The sequence below is a fragment of the Undibacterium paludis genome, assembly GCF_022568815.1.
In the GTDB taxonomy this organism is placed as follows: Bacteria; Pseudomonadota; Gammaproteobacteria; order Burkholderiales; family Burkholderiaceae_D; genus Undibacterium.
In genome coordinates, this window is sequence record NZ_JAKZHX010000006.1 from 1 (window position 1) to 21,814 (window position 21,814).

Consider the following 21,814-nt stretch of genomic DNA (forward strand, 5'->3'; position numbering starts at 1 on the left):
ACAATTCACCAATTCCCCCTCCTCGCAACGACAACAACAAGCAGCAAAAACGAAGCGACAGGCATCCAAAAAACGAACTACGAAGTCAACATTAACACCCCCTATCAGAATCCGCAGACTCACAACTGTAGTGCAAAATTTTTGGTGGTGTTTCGCATGCCGGGAGTTCTACTTCGACCGGCAAATCTTCAGTCCTGTGCCCTTGTGTAGCTTGATGCCTGGTGGCGTCTGTTGAGACGCGGGGCTATGTTTGCTTGCCCATATGCATAATAACTAGACACGGCAACCTGCAGCTGTACTTCTTTGTGTATCCTCAGCATTTCAGGTCTTTTCCCTTAGGGTTTGTTTATTTGTAAAATTCCATGCTTGCTTGAAATCATTTTTTACCATTCATCACCAAAAGCTGACCGCTAATCTAGAAAGCATTGATGCATATAGGCAAGCATCTATATTATGCATAAGTAGAGGGCAATCAAATTATGAACATGCTGAAATTCAAATCATCCTATCACGAGCGTGGCTTTACTCTCATCGAATTGATGATAGTCGTCGCCATTGTAGGACTCATCACGGCAATTGCTTTGCCCAACTATCGGGCATTCTTGGTTAAGAGTCGAAGTACGACGAATGCCAGCCTGCTTCACGGTGCAATTACGATCGCAAAGGGGATAGCGAATACCCGCGGCGCGGTCACTATTTGCAAAAGCGATAATGCTGATGCCGCTACACCCGCTTGCTCAGCTGTTGTCAGTAACGGAGCTTCAAATGTGGGGTGGGCCAGTGGTTGGATCATGTTTCTCGATGCAAATGCGAATGGTCAGTTTGATGCAGGAGATACTTTGCTTAAAGTGCAACCCGCTTTATTGCGGAGTGTAACAGAGGGGTCCATTGTGCCTACGCCAAATGCGCAAAACATTGTTATCAATGGTATAGGGGGGATTGGAACAACTGGGACAGCAACCACTTTTTACATTAAACCTCCTGACGCTTATATGGGGACACCTTATGACCGCTATGTTTGCTTATCTTCTACCCGAAGAGTAAGTGTCGTTAAAACTCTGCCGTGCTGAGGTTGTTATGAAAATATTTGTATTAGGTAAACAGAAGGGTGTCTCGATGGTAGAAATCATCGTGACGATGGTCATTGTTGCCATTGGTCTGTTGGGGGTTGCAAGCTTACAGGCGAATACCTTGAAATATCTTAAGAGTGCTAATTATCGCTCGGAGGCAACACAGGCAGCTTACGATATCAGTGATCGCATGCGCGCAAATGGTCAGGCAATTAAAGATAAGGACACAGGTGCGGCGCCGAATTTTTACAATTATCAGACGCCTTATGCGACCACAATCGCGTCGCTACCTACCGTCCCGGGATGTGCAAATTCGAATAACTGCACACCACAGGAAGTCGCTAATAAAGATGTTGCCGAATGGCTGAGAACGCTAGGAACACGCATGTATGGAGGCGCTGGTTATATTGTTCAAAATGCTGTTGGTGGTTATGACGTTACCGTTATGTGGAAAGAGCCTAATTTCACGGCTGTCGATCCTGCTTGTCCGGCTGCAACTCCACCTGCACCAGGAGCAGGTGTACGTTGTATCAGTCTCAGATTTACACCATAAGCAGAGGCAATGATGAGTTTTATGACTTTGAAATATACAAGAGGACGTACCCTGGCTGAGGTCATGATCGCCATGGCGATAGGTTTGGTCATTTCGCTTGCGGTGACGTCACTTTTTATTAGCAACTCTCAAACATACAGGATTTTCGATGATAAATCCCTGATGGAAGAGGACGGGCGTATGGCTTTGAATATGCTCGCTTACCATGTACGTATGGTGGGGTATGGAAACATCAAAAATACTGGCAATCAAACTGAAAGTGGCGGTGGTGCAACGGACTACAATACTATCGTCTGGGGAGAGCCTATAGCAGGATGTACGGGCGGATTTGTTTCAGCTACGGCCAGCCCGGCGGTATGCACCAATAGTGGGACCGCGCCAGATAGTTTTATAGTTCACTACATTGTAGATTCTGATAACGCTAACCAAGGAAGTGCATCGGCGGTATCTCCAACAGATTGCCTGGGACAGGCGATAGCCATCAATCCTGCTGACAGTACTTATACGATTGAAAATCGATATTATATTGCGCTAAATGCAACAACCAATCGTAATGAGTTGTATTGTGTTGGTAACGGAGGAGTTGCCTTTGGCACCTCCTCCTGGCTGGCTGGGCAGCCCGTGATGGAAAATGTTGTAGACATGAAAGTAATTTATGGCTATGACCAACAAGGTACCCAATCAGCAAACAGCTTTTTCAGTGCTGCTTCTCTAGTAGCTGGTACAGTCCCGGCACCTGCGGGGCAATTGCCTGGGGACCCGCCATTATCAAAGTGGGCACGCGTTGTATCGGCCAAAATTTGCCTGGTCATGCGTTCTGCCAATGATAATTTGGCCCCTACCTCAACCAAGTATACAGACTGTTCCGGTAATGTTGTAACCCCTACGGACAAGAGACTGTATTCAACATTTTCTACTGTCGTTACTTTGCGCGGACGTGCTGCAGGAAATTCGTTATGAGATCGTTATATGTAGCCCAAAGGGGTTTTGTCATGATCACGGCATTGGTTTTTCTGATGGTGTTGACCTTGTTGGCGATCACTGCCGTACGCAGGGCAACTCAGGATGAGAGTATTGCCAAGAGCATGCGTGAACAGAATATGGCATTTCAGGCGGCAGAAACTGCGTTGCGATACTGCCAAAAAGATTTTGAGCTGACGACCAATGGGGGGCCCTTGACGACGGGGGCTACACAGACTGTCCACGGCATCCCGATCAATCTATATGCATCCGGCCCTCCAGATTTCCCCGCTCCTACTTTATGGCAGCTTAGGTCAAATTGGACGACTTCTGGGTACAGATTACCAGCCGGAACAGTGCCTGATGTATCGGCGCAGCCCGAGTGCATCATAGAAGAGTGGATTAGGCCGCCAAGTACATTTGGTTTTACTGATAGCAATAATGCCGGTAGTGCGGGTCTGGCTTCGGCTTATATGATTACTGCCAGGGGGCAGGGCATTGTGCCGACCAGTGTTATTTGGTTGCAGGTGGTCTGGTATTTAGGTGGCGGTAAATAATTAAATATGTTTGGTGATTGCAGACAGATTAGCGAATTGAAGAGGAAATCATGATTAACAAGTTTAACAAGCCGCTCACCTATTACGTGATTTGCGCAGTGGCTGCCCAGTTTGGCATGACTGCTCATGTGTATGCCGGCATTTCACAAGTGCCCCCGCTGGTCAAGCCTAATGTTCCGCCAAATATTTTCTATACCCTGGACGATTCAGGTTCGATGATGTTTGAGATGATGCCTGATGATATCCCAAAAACGGGCGATCCCAGCCTGGACAGGTACTGGAATGGCAGTAGTTGGCAACCCAAGGGTTCCGAGATGGACAATTATTGCGCTGGTACTGGTCACTCCTGCTGGATAACCAATGTATTCCCTAAACCAGCCAATTTGTATAATGTTTCTGGTGCTGGCGATTATGGTATCGCAAACCAGGTCGTGGTTGGTTTTAATCACAATATTACAGTGGCTCGCTGGCGTTCGTCTGATGTGAACAAGGCTTATTATGATCCCAAAGTGTTGTACCAGCCTTGGGCTGCCCCTGCAGGAGGGCAGATGGCCGCTGCAACTCCTTCAAGCGCTTTGTATAATCCTGTTGCTCCTTCTGGCGGGACAAATACCAATACTATAGACCTGACTAATAGTGTTACTTTTGCTGCTGGCGCCTATGCCTGGTTGAAAGACGATGCAAGTGACTATGATACGGGTGCGCGTACTATATTTCCCGCTTTATATTATGTTTATAACGGCGGTGGTTCATGTAATACCAGTACATTAAGTTGTTTCACGCGTATTGAAATCAAGACAGGTACTACTTTACCTGCCAAGGCCCCAGCCAGGACCGACTGTCCGCTAACAGCGTGTACTATCGCTCAGGAACTACAGAATTTTGCGAACTGGTTTCAATATCACCGTTCGCGTATCTTGACTGCACGTGGCGGTAGTGGTCAGGCATTCGCAAAACAAAGCTCTACCATCAGGGTTGGTTTTGGCACCATTAATACGAATGGTACGGTCATCAATAAAATTTCGGATGATTTTAGCAGCACTAATAAAACCAATTTTCTCAATACCTTGTATAAGCAGAGAATGCCTGCCGCTGGCACACCTTTGCGCAATGCGGTAGATGATATTGGTCAATATTTTACTGACACATCTATTACCGGACCGTGGCAAACCCAGAACGGTGTTGGTTTAGCGAGTACACAACTTACCTGTCGCCAAAACTACAACATCTTGATGACAGATGGTTACTGGAATGGCGCTGCGGCAGCAGGTGGTCGTAATGCCAATTATGACGGTACCGCCGGCCCAACTATTACAGGTCCGAGTTCAACATATACTTACGCTCCTGCTGGCCCGTATAGTGATAGTTATAGCGATACTTTGGCCGATATTGCTTTTTACTATTGGTCGCGTGACCTGCGTCCAGACTGGGGAGCTGCAAAGAAAAATGTACCTGTTTCTGGTGCGGACCCGGCTTTTTGGCAGCATTTGGTGCACTTTACCGTTGGTTTGGGCGTCAAGGGTGTTCTTGATCCGGCGGTAGACTTGCCTGCTTTAACCAGTGGCACCAAGCAGTGGCCGGATGCGTCGACCAATCAGGTAGACGATCTATGGCATGCGGCAGTGAATTCCAGGGGTAAATATTTCAGTGCTTCAAACCCCACGGAATTTGCGAATGCCCTTGAATCTTCATTGAATACTATTTCAGAACGCGTTGGTGATGCGGCTGCGGTGGGTACGTCCAGTAATACGGTGCGTAGTGGCAGTAGTCTCTATACATCCAGTTACCGTACTTCTGACTGGTCGGGCCAGGTAGTGCAAAGGCCTTTGGATGCGGATGGTAATCTTACAACAGGGGGGTGGACGGCATCCGCGCCAGCCTATGCAACCAGAAAAGACAATGTATATACTTATGTAGACGCAACTCTCAAAGGCAGGAAATTTGAACTGGCCAATATAGCTCCTGCCGATCTGGTTTCGTATACAAATGAGGCTGCAACATACAGTCCCCTTGGTGCAGTTACTGCAAACAATATTATTGAATATATCAAAGGAGGGCCTGATCTGGGCTATTTGCGTCCGCGTACCATGGCATTTGGCGACTTTGTGAACTCTGCTCCCCAGTATCTTAAAGAAGGCAGCAACAACGGCTATAACTTTTTGCCAGCAGGCGCTCCTGAAAAAGCAAATCCGTATAATACTTTCCTGAGCAGCAAGGCAACGCGTACATCGATGGTTTATATAGGTGGCAATGACGGCATGTTGCACGCATTGGACGGCGCGACCGGGGTTGAAAAGTTCGCCTATATTCCCAAGGCTGTTGTCACTAACCTGCCCTTGCTGTCCAGGACTACTTATGGACATCGCTTCTATGTAGATGGCACGCCTTCACTGGGAGATTACTGGGACAATGGTTGGAAAACGGCATTGGTCGGTACAACAGGGGCCGGTGGGCGTTCTGTATTTGCCCTGGATGTGACGGACCCCAATGCCTTCGGTGCAAGCAAGGTTTTGTGGGAAATTACTTCAGCCAATGATGGCGATTTGGGGTATACCATAGGTAACGCACAGATTGGTCGCATGCCAAATGGAGACTGGGTTGCCATCATGGGTAATGGCTATGAAAGTGATAACAAACATGCGGTATTGTTTATTATCCGCCTGAAGGACGGGGTGATTACCAAGGTCGATACTGGCGTAGGTTCTGCGGGCACACCAAACGGATTGGCGTCTCCAAGGCTATTGTACAATGTGGATTCCACGATCAAAACTATCTATGCAGGTGATTTGCAGGGAAACATGTGGAAGTTCAATGTGAGCAATAGTGGTACGACAATTGCCTTTTCCAACACGCCTCTGTTTAGAGCCATACGTTCAGGTAAAACTCAGCCTATCACTGTGCAGCCTGACCTGATTCCGCACCCTAAAGGCGGAGCGATGGTCTTGTTTGGCACAGGTAAGATCTATGAAACGGATGACCCACTGAATGTTGATATTCAATCCATCTACGGTGTTTGGGATAATTTCAGTGTTCCTAGTGTGACCAATAATGCTATTACTGGTAGTCAATCTGCCCTGCAAAAGCAGACATTGAGTGTATCTGGTTCCAACTATACTGTGGATAGTCAGGCGGTTGATTACACGTCAAAACGTGGCTGGTATATGGACCTGGATACCACTCTTTCAACAGGGGAGCGTATTACCATTGATCCTCAGGTTTATTTCGATGAAGTTATATTTACATCGATTATTCCTGCCAGTGCATTGGATACTTGCTCTTCCGATGGCAAATCAACGACGTTCATTTTGCGTGCTTTAACCGGCGGTACTTTTGCCTATCCTGTTGTGGATACGACTGGTGACGGTAAAGTGGATGCTTCAGACACGGTGATCGCAGGTAAGCAAGGTGCATTGACCTTTGGTACGACAATCCTTAAAAAGGGAAATAAGTCTATTATTTATCAACCACCTTCTTCTGGCGCAACAGATCCAGGAGGACCAATGCCTAAGAAGATTGATTTCAGCCAAAACGTGAGCCCATCCAAGAGAATCTGGAAACAGTTACTGCGTACAGATTGAGATTGTTGACAGAGATAAATGAAACAGAGGTGTGAAGTGTTACCAAAGAAATCGGAAAAAGGATTTACCCTGATTGAACTCATGATTGCTGTCGTCGTTATAGGGCTCCTGACAGCTATTGCAGCCCCTTCTTATATGGATCATGTAAGAAGGGGGAGGCGTACAGATGCCAAGGCCAAGCTTCAGCAGGATGTCCAGTTCATGGAAAGTTTTCTGGCGATCAATGACCGCTATGATATTGACAAGGGAGGCGCTGCAGTTGCCTTGCCAGTATTGGTCAGCCCAGCTGGTGCAACCGGGACGTCCATAGACTACAATATCAGTTTTGCTGTAGCTGCTACGCCAACGACATACAGCATACAAGCTGTGCCACGTCCTGGCGGTAGAATGGCGTCAGATCCTTGTGGTACCTTTACGATCAACAATTTTGGTGCCAGGACAGTCTCTGGCTCACTTACTGTAGACGAATGCTGGAATAAGTGAGGTAAAATATTCGTACAGGGTCAGCTTTTCCTGACTTCTTGTATCGCCTCGGCAAATTCGGATACATCTTCAAAGCTTTTGTAGACAGAAGCGAAGCGGATGTAGGCGATTTTGTCGAGGCGTTTTAGTTCGCGCATCACCAGTTCGCCAAGATGGCCGGACATCACTTCTCTTTCGCCGCTAGACAATAATTTTTCTTCTATCCTTTGTATGGCCGTCTCGACTGCTTCAGCAGATACTGGCCGCTTACGCAGGGCCAGCATCAGGCTGGCGCGCAGTTTACTGGTTTCGTATTCGGTACGGCTGCCGTTTTTCTTGACGATGACGGGCATGGTCAACTCTATACGTTCATAGGTCGTGAAACGTTTGTCGCAGTCAGCGCAGCGGCGACGACGGCGTATGACATTACCTTCTTCCGAAACACGGGTATCGATGACCTGGGTGTCATCATTGTGGCAATAAGGGCATTTCATCGTGCGTAGCTAGTCCTGGTATATTGGTTTTTGTGGTGCAAATATGCAAAAGCCACTCAGGCGAGTGGCTTTTGCTGTAGCCTTGTTGCAGCCTGGATTATGTCAAGATTCGATCAAAAACAAGTCTGCATCAAGCTGGCACGTGACTCAACATCAAGCTTGATAGACTGGGAAAGCATCTGTCAGTTGTTTCACTTCTGCTTTCACGCGCTCTATTGTGGCAGCATCATGCGGATTGTCCAGGACATCGGCAATCAGGTTACCGACCTTGACAGCTTCAGCTTCTTTAAAACCACGGGTTGTCATGGCCGGGCTACCCAGACGAATACCGGAAGTGATCATCGGTTTTTGCGGGTCGTTAGGAATACCGTTTTTATTGCAAGTCATATGGGCGGAACCCAGGATGGCTTCGGCTTCTTTACCTGTCAAGTTTTTAGGGCGTAAATCGACCAGCATCACATGGGACTCGGTGCGGCCAGAAACAATACGCAGGCCACGTTCAGTCAAGGTATTTGCCAGGGCTGCAGCATTCTTGACGACTTGTTCCTGATAAGCTTTGAATTCTGGTGTCAGCGCTTCTTTGAAAGCAACCGCTTTGCCAGCGATAACATGCATCAGTGGCCCACCTTGCAAGCCGGGGAAGATCGCAGAATTGATTTTCTTGGAAATCGCTTCGTCATTTGTCAGGATGATGCCGCCACGTGGGCCGCGCAGGCTCTTGTGGGTAGTCGATGTCACGACGTCCGCAAACGGTACAGGGTTAGGATAGACACCGGCAGCAATCAGACCTGCGTAGTGCGCCATGTCAACCATGAAATAGGCACCGATTTCCTTGGCGATTTTGGAGAAACGCTCAAAGTCGATACGCAGGGCAAATGCAGATGCACCGGCGATGATCAGTTTAGGCTTGGTTTCGCGAGCCAGTTTTTCCATGGCGTCGTAATCAATGTCTTCCTGTGCATTCAAGCCGTAGGACACGACATTGAACCATTTGCCAGACATATTCAAAGGCATGCCATGGGTCAGGTGACCACCTTCAGCCAGGCTCATGCCCATGATGGTGTCGCCAGGGCTCAGCAAGGCGAAAAACACGCCCTGGTTGGCCTGTGAGCCGGAATTGGGTTGCACGTTGGCAAAATTGGCATTGAACAATTGTTTCAGGCGATCTATCGCCAGTTGTTCAACCACGTCCACATGCTCGCAGCCACCGTAGTAGCGCTTGCCTGGATAGCCTTCGGCATATTTGTTGGTCAATTGGGAGCCCTGGGCTTCCATGACGGCAGGGGAGCAATAGTTTTCAGAGGCGATCAACTCGATATGCTCTTGTTGACGGACATTTTCTTTTTGTATCGTAGCAAACAGTTCTGGATCTACGTTGGCGAGAGTATGATTTTTTGCAAACATGGCGGTTCCTGATTATTCCTGTTAATAAACAATGATTGTTGTTAATGAGGTGTCTGAAACGGATAGGGGCAGCCTCATTGCTTTACCATCAGGCTACCCAGGCGCACGGCTGGAGTCAGAAAGACCCCGAAATCTCACGCTTCCCGGTGGAGCTCCACCTTAGACCAGATCCTTGATGAAAAACTTGGTCGTTTCGCCAGTCACGTGAGATGAAATGGTGCAAGGATTTTACGTGATGACGTATGAATGGGCAAGTGCAAGCGTCGTGGTAAGTGAAATTATTCTTTCGATAAGTAATATATTCATAGGTACGTGCTTAGCAAGGGCTAAAAACAGGCCAAATGTCGACTATCAGCAGCGCAATGGCAAAAACACTTAAAATAATGCATCACACAACGTCGTAGCCGCTAGGCATATTGCCTGCAAATAATTAAGGAAATCAGCATGATCGTATTGATTACAGGTGCAAGCTCAGGTTTTGGTGAAGAAATGGCGCGAAAGTTCGTCCGCGAAGGGCATAAAGTCATCGCTGCGGCACGCCGTACCGAGCGTTTATCTGCCTTGCAGGCTGAGCTTGGAGCAGCCTTGCTACCGGTTACCCTGGATGTCACCAGCAAGGAGTCCATCAATACGGCGCTGACAGGCTTGCCCGCAGACTGGCTGCCGGTGGACGTATTGGTCAACAATGCCGGTCTGGCACTGGGGACAGAACCCGCCCATCTGGCCTCACAAGAGGAATGGGATACCATGATAGACACCAACACCAAGGGTCTGGTGACAGTAACCAGGGCTATTTTGCCCGCCATGGTGGCACGTGGCAGCGGTCTGGTCATCAACATCGGTTCTGTGGCTGGTGAAACACCCTATCCAGGTGGCAATGTCTATGGCGCAACCAAGGCTTTTGTCGAGCAGTTTACCCGTAACCTGCGTGCCGATCTGGTTGGTACCGGTGTACGCGCCACCAATATCGCGCCGGGTCTGTGCGGCGGCACAGAATTTTCCAATGTACGCATGCGTGGTAATGATGAAGCTGCCGCCAAGGTCTATGAGGGTACGGTACCATTGACGGCCGTCGATATTGCCGAAACTGCCTACTGGATAGCGACCCTGCCTGCCCACGTCAACATCAACCATATAGAGATGATGCCCACATGCCAGGGTTATGGGCCACTCAATATCAAACGCAGTCCGGCGTAGGGTAAGCCCGGATGAAACCTGTATTTGTCTGGCCAGTACGCGTATATTACGAAGATACCGATGCCGGTGGCATCGTGTTTTATGCCAATTACCTGAAGTTTTTTGAGCGTGCACGCACTGAATGGCTGCGGGCTGCCGGAGTCAACCAGCAACTGATGGCGGATGAACAGGGCTTGATGTTTGTCGTCAAAGCTACCGCAGTCGAGTATCATGCACCCGCCAGGCTTGACGATGAACTAAGACTCACTGTCGTGGTCGAAAAGCTGGGCCGGGCTTCTGTACAGTTTATGCAAGAAGCCTGGTGTGGTGACCGTTTGCTTGCCAGCGGCAATATCAAGGTAGGGTGCGTGAGCAAGGCTGCTGTCAGGCCTGCTGCCATACCTGCTGAAGTATTGGCAAAAATTGCCTGAATATAGGGGTAATGTGATAATGCGGCAGATCGTATGCTGCCAAGGTGCTGTGATTGCCGTCATGATCACTACGGCCATGCTGATATGCTTCTGGCCTTCGTTTTTGATTTTAAATTGATTCAATATGAATGTTACTCAAGATCTTTCATTTTTAAGCCTGATTACCAATGCCTCAGTCCTGGTGCAACTAGTCATGGCTTTGTTATTGGGCGTATCGCTGACCAGCTGGACCTATATCTTCAGCAAGATGTTTGCCATTAAAAAGGCCCGTACACAGACAGAAGAGTTTGAGCGTAATTTCTGGTCTGGCGGTAATCTGGTGGATCTGTACGCTGCCGCCACCAACAGCCGTCGCACAGGTCGTGATACCAGCGGCGCGCTGGAACGTATCTTTGAAGCAGGCATGAGTGAATATCACAAGGTCAAGAGCGCCAACAAGGCCTCGCTTGATGCCGGCGCCATGCTGGACGGTGCCCGTCGCGCCATGCGTGCGTCTTATCAGCGTGAAATGGATTTGCTGGAAGCACATTTATCCTTCTTGGCTTCGGTAGGTTCGGTATCGCCATATATCGGCCTGTTCGGCACGGTCTGGGGCATCATGAACTCTTTCCGTGGCCTGGCGAATGTGCAGCAGGCGACACTGGCTGCGGTTGCACCCGGTATTGCTGAAGCACTGATTGCCACCGCCATAGGCCTGTTTGCGGCCATCCCGGCCGTGCTGGCTTATAACCGCTACTCCCATGATATAGACAGGCTGGCGATACGCTTTGAAACTTTCATTGAGGAGTTTTCGAATATTCTGCAGCGTCAATCGCGCTGAGAAGAACTGACAGCATGAGTACCCTGCGTGGCGAACGTAAACGCAAATTCAAGGCAGAGATCAATGTCGTTCCTTACATTGACGTGATGCTGGTCTTGCTGGTGATTTTCATGGTGTGTGCACCGATGACCAACCCCAGCGTCATCGACATACCGACAGCCGGGATATCCAAGCAACCGCCAAAGGATTTTATAGAAATCACCTTGCGTCCCAATGCGCCATCGACCATCAGTATCAATAGTGTGGCTGGTAGCAATGGCAACAATCGACAGGAGGGCAAGGAAGAGGCAAGGGATCGTATGCAGCTCATGCAAAAGCTGCGTGAATTCCACGACGCCAAACCCGATATGCCCGTCATGGTATCTGCTGACAAGGGCATGATTTATGATGAGGTCATACAAGTGATATCAGAAGCAAAGAAGCTTGGTATCAGCCGCGTCGGTCTGGCAACCAAATGAGCTGGCGCTGATGCAGAAAACACTGCGCCCTTGCCTGACTATTTTGTGTGTTGTCAGCATGCTTGCGGCGACATCGGCAGGAGCGCAGCAAAGTTCAGAGCCAGGGACAAACAAAACACAGTCAACAGCAAGTCCTGAAGTCAATAGCGAGGTCAGCAGCGATGCTGAGCCTGTTCGTGTCAGCAGTACCGGGCGTCTGCAACTACAGGCCGCAAAAAGCCATTGGGCTGACTTGCTGCGCGAGCATATTGCTGAATTGTCTGGCAATGCAGAAGCGCAAAATATTACACCGGCACTGATACGCAGGTTGAGGCAGGATATCGGCAATATTCTCGCAACTGAAGGTTACTTTTCCCCGCAGATACAGTTTGAAAATCCTGATGCCGGCAAGACTGACAGACTGATCCATGTGACTGTGAATGCCGGTGAGCGTACGGTGATAGAAAATGTCTCGCTTAAAGTGTTTGGTCCTTTGTCTGATGCAATCGACACCGGAGACAAGGCAGCCATCAAGCGCCGGCGCAATTTGCAGGAAGACTGGGGCCTGGCGGTGGGGCAGCCATTTCGCGAAAATGACTGGACTGGTGCCAAAACCCAGATGCTGGAAAGCCTGCGGGCAGATGCCTATGCCGCCGCAAAAATCACGGACAGCGAGGCCAGAGTCGACGCCGACCAGCATAGCGCCGTCCTGAAAGTCGAAGTGGAGAGCGGGCCGGTGTTTACTCTTGGTGATATCCGCGTCACCGGCATGCAGCGTTACCCATCCTGGTTGATAGACAGATATCAGGCGCCGCAGAAAGGGGAAGTTTATTCACGCAGTCGCTTGCTCGATTTCCAGCGTGCTTTGCAAAATTCACCTTACTTTGCCACTGTCGCTGTTGGCATCGACCCCGATCCTGACAAAGCCGATGCAATACCCGTTGATGTCAATGTGGTGGAACGTCAGGCACGTGACCTCAGTTTTGGGCTTGGCTACAGTACTAATACCGGTTATCGCAGCGAGATTGCTTATCGTGATCGCGACATACTGGGCAAGGCATGGGATTTGCGTAGCGCCGTGCGGCTGGAGCAGCGCCGTCAGCTTGGTTATGCGGATATCTATTTGCCGCCGAATGGCAATAATTACCTCGATTCCTTCGGTGTGTTGCTGGAAAAAGACAATATCGCCGGTGTGCGCTCTGACCGCAATGCTTTCGGCGTCAAACGCGTCAGTACACGTGGCCATCTTGAGCAGAGGTTGGGTCTGAATATGGTCAGGGAAAAAATCAAGTCTGAAGGCGAGCCGGAAGAGATTAACAAAGCCCTGGTTGCCAGCGTAGGCTGGACCTGGCGTGATGTAGATCAGCCCTTTGATCCGCGCAAGGGCGAGATCTTGCAACTGGACCTCGCTGCATCAGAAAAAGCCTTGCTGTCTGACCAGCGTTTCATCCGCAGTTACGCCAAATACCAGCGTTGGATCCCGGTGCGCAAAACCGACAGTGTCATCCTGCGGGCAGAACTGGGTGCGGTGTTTTCCAAAGATGATGAAGGTATCCCCGAGGATTATCTGTTCCGTACCGGTGGCAGCACGACGGTGCGTGGTTATTCATATCAAAGTCTGGGGATACAGCACGTAGGCAGCACCAGGGGCGGGCGTGTCATGGCTACTGCCAGTGCAGAGTACGTCCATTGGCTCGATACCGTCTGGGGCGCCGCCAGCTTTATTGATGTCGGTAATGCTGCCGATACTTGGCGTGAGCTGAGTCTGAAACAGGGCATGGGTGTAGGTGCACGCTATAAAACACCGGCCGGTCCGATTGCCCTCGACCTTGCGTATGGACGACAGGCAAAAAAAGTCAGGCTCGATTTCTCGATTGCGATAGCGTTCTGATATGCAGCCCGCTGATCAAACACCAAGCACACCATTGTCACCGGTTACACCGCCAGCTGGTAGTTCTCCTCCGCCTGCAAAAAAGCGCCCGTTATGGCGTCGCATGCTTGGTTTTGTCATCAAGCTGGTATTGCTTGTCATCATTGTCGCTGTACTGCTATTTGCCTGGGCCTGCAAAACCCAGATCGGTACCCGCAGCCTACTGGCGCTGGTTGAAGACTTGAGCATAGGCAGCTTGCATTTCAGCGGTGTCACTGGCAGCCTTGGTGATCAGTTAAAAGTCGACGAGTTTATTTATACCAGCAAAGCATTGCATATCAAGGCCAGCGCTGTCGAGCTTGACTGGTATCCCGGTTCGCTATGGCAAAAGCATGTAGAGATCAACAGATTGAGCGTCAGTGCCCTGCTTATTGCTGGCCTGCCCAACAATAAGCCGGCCACCATGCCTGGTGACCTCAGCTTGCCTGTAAGCTTGCAGGCAAAACAGCTGGCCTTGGGCCGTCTGGTCCTTGGTGAATTACATGCCGATGGAAAAACCATGACAGAAACCCTGCAATTGAGCGCCATGAGCGGTAAGTTTGGCTATCAGTCTGGTCAGTTCCAGGCCAGTGCAACTGGAGTCACGCCTTGGGGCAGGGTGGAAGCCACCAGCAAGATGGGCAGCCAGACACCGTTCAAGCTTGAAGGCAATGCCAGCCTGCAGGCGCTGAGCCGGCCCGAATTACCTGCCTTTACGGCAGGCATGGCTGTGCAGGGAACTGTCAGCGGCAGTCTGGCGCAATTACAGCTTGCCCTGCAAACAGAATTGGGCAGCCAGGCAACAGCGTCGTCAGAACGATCACAGCGAGTCATGCAAGGCAAGGCCAATGCTGTGATTACCCCATTCAAGGCACCTTTTATTACGCTCCTGCAAATTGACGCACGCCATGTTGACCCATCTGTCTGGCAAGCCGGTGCGCCACAGGCGGATTTACGTGTGCTGGCCCAGCTTAATCCTGTCAATACTGCTGCAAGCAAAAGCACTTCTTTTGGCCTGACAGGCAACGTCAGCATCAGCAATGCCAAAGCGGGTCCTGTCAACCAGCGCAGCTTGCCAGTGCAAAATCTCGATACCAGTTTGCTGTGGCAGGGGGAGCAAATTCAGTTAAGCAAAGTACAGGTGCAACTGGCCGGGCGCGGCAAGTTGCAAGGTGACGCTCATGTGCAGTGGCCAGGAGGAAAACTGCAGGCAGAACTGGACGTCAATCTGGCTAATATCGACCTGAAACAGATTGACCAACGCTTGCGATCCAGCGATATCCAGGGCAAATTTTCTGCGCATACAGCCAGGGACCACAGCATCAACATGCAAGCACATTTGCGCGATGCACGTGCCAGTCTGCAGGCAGAGGCCAGCTATCGATATGACAAACAGTTGCTGAGTTTCAGCAAGATAGATTTACAGGCTGAACAGACCCAGTTACAGGGGGCAGGTGATATCAGCTTTGCTGGCCAGCAGCTTTTTCATGTCAAGGCCAGTCTCAAGGATTTTGACCCTGCACGATGGGTCGATACCCAGCCAGGTCGCCTGCAAGCCGAACTGACAGCACAGGGGCAATTACATCCGCGCCTGCATCTGGAGGCGAAACTGACCCAATTGCAGGGACAGTATGCCGGACAAACCATGCAAGGCCTTGCTGATATACGCTGGCAGCAGGATCAGCAACTGCAAGTCAGGCAACTTGATGTCAGCTGGGGTAATAACAGCATCAGTGCCCAGGGTAACTGGGGGCAGCCTGATGATGTATTGAAGCTCAGGCTGGATGCCCAGGATGTCAGCAGACTCAATCCCTTGCTCAACCACTGGCAACTCGCAGTAGGGGGTAGCATCAAGGCAGATGCCAGCCTGCGAGGTCGCTTCAATGAGCCTGCAGGCAGTGTCGATGCCCAGGCTCAACAAATCACTATCAAGCGTGGTAAACAGGTTTTCAGCGTTGCCAGCCTGCAGGGCAAGCTGAATCTGGCCAATGGACTGCAAGGACAGTTTGATGGTGATATCACAGCCAGCAAGCTCAGCGCTGACTGGTCTGGCACTGATACTGCAAGCGCTGCAAATACCGCAAATACAAATGCCAAGCGCAGCGATAAACTTGAGCAAATGCACCTGCAATTAAAAGGTCGTCGTGATGCCCATACACTGACGCTCGATACCGCGTTCAGCAATCAGCAAACACTGAAACTGGCGGCCAGTGGCAGCCTGCAAAGCAACCCGGCCAATCCCTGGGCCTGGAATGGGCAACTGCAGACGCTTAGCCTGAGCGGCAAACCAGATGTACGCCTGCAAAGTGCCGCCAGCATGCAAGTGTCAGCGCAGACAGTCAAACTTGGTGCATTGAGCCTGCAAAGCGAACTGGGCAAGCTGCAACTGGATGAACTGGAATGGACACCAGCGTCCATCAAGACCCGTGGCCAACTCAGCGATGTACACGCCCTTGATATTGTTGACCTGGTAAGGCCGCAATATGCCGTCAGTGGCAACATCAGGTTGAATGCACAATGGAACCTGAATCTGCAAGACCGCGCTCAGGGGGAAATCAGGGTGCAGCGTCAAAGTGGTGACCTGCGCTTTAATGATCCGGAGGGCACAGGCACATCGGTGGCGCTGGGAATACGTGAACTGGCCCTGCAAATGAAGCTGGGCGGACTGGTTGCTGGTAGTGACGGTGAAAACCTTGCTCTTGACCTGAAAGCCGATGGTAGTCGCCTGGGGCTATGGCAAGTCAAACTCAATAGCCAGGTCAGCAAACAAAATGATGCCTGGACCATCAGTAAAACTGCAGCCTTAAGCGGGCAGGGCAGCGCCAGCATTCCGGACCTGCAATGGCTGGGGCCCTTGATCAATCCCGGCCTGGTTTTAAAAGGCAGGCTCAATATCAACGGACAATTGCAAGGCAACCTGGGGCAGCCCCGTTATCGTGCCGACCTGAGCGGCCGTGAACTGGAAGTCGCGTTTGCTTCGGAAGGTTTGCTCTTGCCGAATGGCAGCCTTGACGCCCAGATAGAAGATCAGCGCCTGAAAGTCAGCAAGCTGGAGTTTTCCAATACCGTGACCAGCGTACCGCGCCATGCACAATTCCAGGGTCTTGATATGCTGGGTAAAAAAGGTCAGTTCACCGCCAGCGGTGACATTGATATAGACAAGGAAACCGGTAGCATCCAGGCACAATGGCAGCAGTTCCCGCTGCTGCAACGCAAGGACAGGTGGCTGGTGGTATCTGGCCAGGCTAATATCGTTGAAGCGAATCAGATTTGGAGCCTGACTGGTAAAGTGGCCGCTGACGGTGCTTACTTCAAACTGCCGAAACTGCCGCCCCCCAGTTTATCCAGCGATGTCGTCGTGATTCGTAAAAGTGATAAATCCGGTAAGACAGTCAATGGCATGGCCAATAGCGCCAGCGAAACTGACAGCAACCGCAAGGGACTCAAAACCCGTGTCGATGTCAGCTTTGACATGGGGCCGCGCTTTGTCTTTGTCGGTCGCGGTCTTGATACCGGCCTGGAAGGCAGTCTGCGTCTGCGCTCTGTCGATGGCAGCCCCTTGCAGGCGAATGGTTCCATACGTACCGTCAAGGGTGTGTATGAAGGCTATGGACAGCAACTGGCGATAGAGAGAGGCATACTCAACTTCCAGGGACCACCAGCCAATCCTGGCCTGAACATACGGGCATTGCGCCGTGGCCTGCCGGTAGAAGCCGGGGTAGAAATTGTCGGTACGGTCGTTGCGCCGCAAGTCAGGCTGGTATCGGAGCCGGTGGTGCCTGATTCAGAAAAATTGTCATGGCTGGTACTGGGGCGCAGTTCTGACCAGTTGGCCAGCGGTGACGCATCATTGCTGATGTCGGCCGCTACCGCCATTTTTGGTGGCGACGGCAGTCGCAATGTGCCGCGCGACATCGTGCAAGGACTGGGCTTTGACGAATTTTCGATCGGCTCTTCGTCCAGTAGTAACGGCACCCGCTTGCCTGGCCAGACTGTGGCTGGTTCGACGGGTACCAGCAATACTGCCAGTACCGATCAGGTGGTCAGCGTCGGCAAGCGCATCATGCCGGGCCTGGTTTTGTCGGTGGAGCGTGGTCTGTCAGATGCGAGCGGCGCCATCAAGCTCAGTTGGCAACTGACCCGCAGGATCAGCATCATAGGCCGCACCGGCAATGAATCAGCAGTGGATGTGAATTATACTTTCTCGTTTAATTGACGATGCCACGAACATAGCTGATGCGCCAACTATCCTTAATCACCATGCGCAGCTTGTTGCCGTATTTTTTACTGCTGGTTACATGGCCACTTATCGCGCTCGCCACACCGGTGAGTGTGAATGAACTACGGATTGTGACCGAAGAATTACCCCCTCTCAATTACGAGGAAAATGGTCAGCTTACCGGGTACTCAACCGAGTTATTGCAAGAGGTGTTGAAAACTGCCCGTATCCAGGCGTCTATCAAACTTATGCCCTGGGCGCGCGCATATCAGGCTGCATCAACAGAGCCGAATACCTTGCTGTATTCCACCGTGCGCACACCCGAACGTGAAAAGCTGTTTCACTGGATAGGCCCGATCAGCAAGCGTCAGATTTACCTGTATAAACTGCGCTCGCGCAAGGATGTGCAGGCAAAGACACTGGTCGACGCTTCAGCATACCGCATAGGACTGGTGCGCGAAATGGCTTCGAATCAGGCTTTTTTGAAGAGTGGTCATTTCACCGATGACAATGTTGACTATGCGCCTACGCAAGAATCAAACATGAAAAAACTGCTGGCAAGCCGTGTTGATATGATTGCCTCCCTCAACTGGAGTGCAGCCTTCGTCATCAAGTCACTCAATTATTCCCCATCCCTGCTGGAACCGGTTTTGCTCCTGGGTGATACAGGAAGCGCCTATTTTTTTGCGGTCAATCGCAACAGCGACCCGGAGCTGGTCTCAAAATTACAGAAAGCTTTCGACCGTATTCGGGCTACAGGTGTGATGGAGCAGTTGCGCAAAAAATACATGGATTAGTCTTGTAGTAACTGGCTCAGTCAAGTCATCGTATCAGCAACTTGCCCAAACCAGTTGGTACTGACGTTATCAGTGCGTCACTCCTTGACCTTTTTTTCTTCCGGGTACATCACAACCTGGACATAGTTATTGAAATCAAAATACCGTTTGGCGGCATCCTTGATTTGCCCGGGGGACAAGGCTTTGATGCGTTTCTCTGTACTCAGTATGGATTCCGGGTCGGTCTGGTAGAGCACAGCCGTCTGCAGGTGATTGAGCCAGTTCTCATTGCTGCGTAATTCTTGCTGGTTATCTTTCAGCCAGCTTTGTTTGACCTTGTTGAGGTCTTCGATTTGCGGTCCGGACTTTTGCAGTTTTTGTATTTCGCCAAACAGGGCTGCAACGACCTTTTCAGCATTTTCCGGGCTGCAGGGCAGGGTGAGGTCTATGTCGTAATGTGCGTGCGGAGTTCTGTGGAAGCCGCCACTGGCCCCACCACTGTAGATCAGCCCCTGTTTTTCGCGCAGTACGTCGATGATCTTCAGATTCAAGATATCGAGCATGGCATAGAAGCGGCTGTTCTCTTCCCTTGAGTAAGTCATGAGGCCGCCAAAGCTGATTGATACGATGCTTTTCTGCTCGTCACCAGCATGTACCTCTTTTTTGACTATACCACTGACGGGTTCTATATGGAGATCCTCGAACGATGTCTTGACATCAGTGACGGGCAGGCTGGCGAGGTAAGTGGCAACCAGGGGGCGCAGTTTATCAACATCGACACTGCCTACTATGACAAAGTGCAGGTCTTTGGCGCTGCCATAACGCTGCTGGAAAATTTCCAGACTGCGCTCCATGTTTACATGGTCAAAATCTTCGACCTTGGCAGTACGCAAAATGCGTGGGTGATTGCCGTAACGGGCGGTTTTCACGTCCTCCCAGAACACGGATTCTGGCGTTGACATATTGTTGCGTGCCTGCTGCTTCTGTGCCGCGATAAAGGACTGGAACACGGCTTCGTCCTTGCGCGGACTGGTCATGCGCAAGTACAGTAGCTGCAGCATGGCTTCAATATCTGCTTTGCTTGACGAACCACTGAACAGCTCGGTGTAGTTGTCTATCGTGGTCCTGACATTGGCATCTTTGCCTGCCAGCACATTTGAGATATCTTGTTGACTGAAATTACCAAGGCCCATGCCCCAGACTATGCTGTTGGAATACCAGGCATTGAATTTGTCATCCTCGTTGTATAGTGACATGCCACCGAACCGACGTGCACTCAAGAGTACCTGATCATTCTTGAAGTCTGTTTTCTTGACTGTAACTTTGACACCGTTCGACAAGGTCCATTCGATGGTCCCCAGCAACCTGTTTTCTTTTTCAGCAATGATTTTTCCCGGTGTCGGCAGGCTGCTCATCAGACTTGATTTGACAGCAGTTTCTGGCTTGGCTTCAAGTTGTTGCTGCTCTGCCAGTCTGGCCATTTCCAGCAGTTCTGTATTGCTTGGTATGGTTTCGCCAGACTTGTTCGAGCCTACATAAAACACCAGTCTGGTGCTATCGTCAGGCGTGGCATCTCTTGCGAATTGATTCATTTCTTCCAGTGTGATACCGCCGCTGAATTCCTTGAAATACAGATATTCATTCTTGATGCCGGGTATGGGTTCGTCATGCAGGAAGTTGCGTATATATTCTGCGGCAAAAGTGGCGGAGTCCGACTTATTGCGCTCATTGAAGATGCTTTCATATTCACGTGCTTCTATCTTCCTGGCCCTGTCGAGTTCATCCGCGGTAAAACCAAACTGACGTACCCGGTTTTTTTCTTGTATCAGTGCTGTTATGGCTGCAGCCGTACCAGCAGGTGAAATAACAGCAGTCGAAATGAAAGATTCATAACCATTGACTACTGGTTGCGAACCGGCTGATGCACCCAAAAAAGGTGGTTTGGGCAAATCAGTCAATGCGCCAAGGCGACGGCTCAGCATACCCTGGTACATATTGCGTATGATGTCCTGTCGGTAGTCGGCAATGCTGTTATGGGCAGGCTGTTTTTCCAGCGGGTAGCGTAGCATGAGCATATTGTTGCCAGCTTCCTTGTCGGTAATTACCAGGGATTTCGATGAGGTGCTTTTTGGGATAACGATCTCCGGCCGGGGGCGTGAGGGCTGCGGGTTTTGCAAACCGGAAAAATAGGTGCGCACCATCTTTTCTGCTTCGGCGGGTTCTACATCACCTATCACCATGACCGCCATCAGGTCTGGCCGGTACCAGTCCTTGTAAAATCGACGCAAGGCATCATGCTTGAAGTTTTGTATGATGTCTTCCTTGCCTATGGGCATGCGCTCGGCGTATTTGGAACCATTGAAGACTTCTGGCATCAACTGTTTGCTGATCCGATCCGATACCCCCTTGCCCAGGCGCGCTTCTTCCAGAATGATGGAGCGCTCCTTGTCAATGTCGGCTGCCTTCATCTCTACCCCCTGCGCCCAGTCGGCCAGGACCTGGAAACCGGTTTTCAGGTAGGATTTTTTATCGGTTGGTATCGGCAGGACATACACGGTTTCATCAAAGCTGGTATAGGCATTGAGGTCGGCGCCAAATTTGACGCCTATCGATTGCAGATACGAGATCAGTTGATGCTTCTTGAAGTGGCGCGAACCATTGAAAGCCATATGCTCGGTAAAATGGGCCAGCCCCTGCTGGTCATCATCTTCCAGCACTGAACCAGCCTTGACGACCAGACGCAACTCGACTTTCTTGCGCGGCGTATCATTCTTCTGGATATAGTAGCGCAGACCATTTGCCAGCGTACCTGTGTTGAGGTCAGGGTTGACCGGGATGGGGTCAGTCAGTTTGATGCCTGCCATGGCGGGGCAGGCAGACAGCAGCAAGACGATGCTGCTTATTGCGCAACTTAATAATTTGGTACCTGAGATGCGGCGCGTAAGAGTAAGAAGAGACGACATGAGTT

17 protein-coding genes and 1 riboswitch are annotated in these 21,814 nt (G+C 50.6%); of the genes, 14 read left to right on the plus strand and 3 right to left on the minus strand.

The features are described from left to right. From LZ463_RS11330 to LZ463_RS11370, 7 genes are all read left to right on the plus strand, one after another. Positions 1-210 (plus strand): hypothetical protein (locus LZ463_RS11330; protein WP_241455749.1); only part of this gene is annotated, 210 nt, incomplete at its 5' end. A 269-nt stretch (positions 211-479) separates the two neighbouring features. Further along, positions 480-1,070, plus strand: a complete 591-nt coding sequence (locus tag LZ463_RS11340) for a GspH/FimT family pseudopilin (protein WP_277624031.1) — start codon at positions 480-482, stop codon at positions 1,068-1,070. Between the two features lie 7 nt (positions 1,071-1,077). Beyond that, a complete protein-coding gene (gene pilV, locus LZ463_RS11345; RefSeq protein WP_241455750.1) occupies positions 1,078-1,623 on the plus strand; it encodes a type IV pilus modification protein PilV in 546 nt (181 codons plus the stop codon). 9 nt (positions 1,624-1,632) lie between these two features. Then, positions 1,633-2,583, plus strand: a complete 951-nt coding sequence (locus tag LZ463_RS11350; RefSeq protein WP_241455751.1) for a PilW family protein — start codon at positions 1,633-1,635, stop codon at positions 2,581-2,583. A 32-nt stretch (positions 2,584-2,615) separates the two neighbouring features. Then, positions 2,616-3,140: a pilus assembly PilX family protein gene (locus LZ463_RS11355; protein ID WP_241455752.1), complete on the plus strand. Its 525-nt coding sequence runs from the start codon at positions 2,616-2,618 to the stop codon at positions 3,138-3,140. Positions 3,141-3,190: 50 nt separating this feature from the next. Further along, on the plus strand, positions 3,191-6,718 hold the full coding sequence (locus LZ463_RS11360; RefSeq protein WP_241455753.1) for a pilus assembly protein: 3,528 nt from the start codon (positions 3,191-3,193) through the stop codon (positions 6,716-6,718). A gap of 36 nt (positions 6,719-6,754) precedes the next feature. Beyond that, a complete protein-coding gene (locus LZ463_RS11370) occupies positions 6,755-7,201 on the plus strand; it encodes a type IV pilin protein (RefSeq protein WP_347176259.1) in 447 nt (148 codons plus the stop codon). Between the two features lie 20 nt (positions 7,202-7,221). Here the strand turns inward: LZ463_RS11370 and nrdR are convergent, their stop codons facing one another. Both nrdR and glyA read right to left on the minus strand, forming a co-directional pair. Then, on the minus strand, positions 7,222-7,674 hold the full coding sequence (gene nrdR / locus LZ463_RS11375; RefSeq protein ID WP_241455754.1) for a transcriptional regulator NrdR: 453 nt from the start codon (positions 7,672-7,674) through the stop codon (positions 7,222-7,224). 153 nt (positions 7,675-7,827) lie between these two features. After that, positions 7,828-9,078: a serine hydroxymethyltransferase gene (gene glyA, locus LZ463_RS11380; protein ID WP_241455755.1), complete on the minus strand. Its 1,251-nt coding sequence runs from the start codon at positions 9,076-9,078 to the stop codon at positions 7,828-7,830. An 88-nt stretch (positions 9,079-9,166) separates the two neighbouring features. After that, positions 9,167-9,292, minus strand: a riboswitch (ZMP/ZTP riboswitch). 230 nt (positions 9,293-9,522) lie between these two features. Here glyA and LZ463_RS11385 point away from each other — a divergent pair. From LZ463_RS11385 to LZ463_RS11415, 7 genes are all read left to right on the plus strand, one after another. Next, complete coding sequence (locus LZ463_RS11385) at positions 9,523-10,275, plus strand: SDR family NAD(P)-dependent oxidoreductase (RefSeq protein WP_241455756.1); 753 nt, start codon at positions 9,523-9,525, stop codon at positions 10,273-10,275. An 11-nt stretch (positions 10,276-10,286) separates the two neighbouring features. After that, a complete protein-coding gene (ybgC, locus tag LZ463_RS11390) occupies positions 10,287-10,685 on the plus strand; it encodes a tol-pal system-associated acyl-CoA thioesterase (RefSeq protein ID WP_241455757.1) in 399 nt (132 codons plus the stop codon). A 124-nt stretch (positions 10,686-10,809) separates the two neighbouring features. Further along, entirely contained in the window at positions 10,810-11,505 is a 696-nt protein-coding gene (tolQ, locus tag LZ463_RS11395; RefSeq protein WP_241455758.1) for a protein TolQ, read from the plus strand. A 14-nt stretch (positions 11,506-11,519) separates the two neighbouring features. Beyond that, positions 11,520-11,963 (plus strand): biopolymer transporter ExbD, encoded by a 444-nt coding sequence (locus tag LZ463_RS11400; RefSeq protein WP_241455759.1) that lies wholly within the window; start codon positions 11,520-11,522, stop codon positions 11,961-11,963. A gap of 10 nt (positions 11,964-11,973) precedes the next feature. Next, on the plus strand, positions 11,974-13,833 hold the full coding sequence (locus LZ463_RS11405; RefSeq protein WP_241455760.1) for an autotransporter assembly complex protein TamA: 1,860 nt from the start codon (positions 11,974-11,976) through the stop codon (positions 13,831-13,833). A 1-nt stretch (position 13,834) separates the two neighbouring features. After that, positions 13,835-18,067 (plus strand): translocation/assembly module TamB domain-containing protein, encoded by a 4,233-nt coding sequence (locus tag LZ463_RS11410; protein ID WP_241455761.1) that lies wholly within the window; start codon positions 13,835-13,837, stop codon positions 18,065-18,067. Positions 18,068-18,087: 20 nt separating this feature from the next. After that, the gene (locus tag LZ463_RS11415; protein ID WP_241455762.1) at positions 18,088-18,867 is read left to right on the plus strand and encodes a substrate-binding periplasmic protein; all 780 of its coding nucleotides are present in this window, start codon (positions 18,088-18,090) and stop codon (positions 18,865-18,867) included. A 77-nt stretch (positions 18,868-18,944) separates the two neighbouring features. Here LZ463_RS11415 and LZ463_RS11420 read toward each other — a convergent pair whose 3' ends face one another. Then, positions 18,945-21,809, minus strand: a complete 2,865-nt coding sequence (locus tag LZ463_RS11420; RefSeq protein ID WP_241455763.1) for a M16 family metallopeptidase — start codon at positions 21,807-21,809, stop codon at positions 18,945-18,947. Positions 21,810-21,814 lie beyond the last annotated feature (5 nt).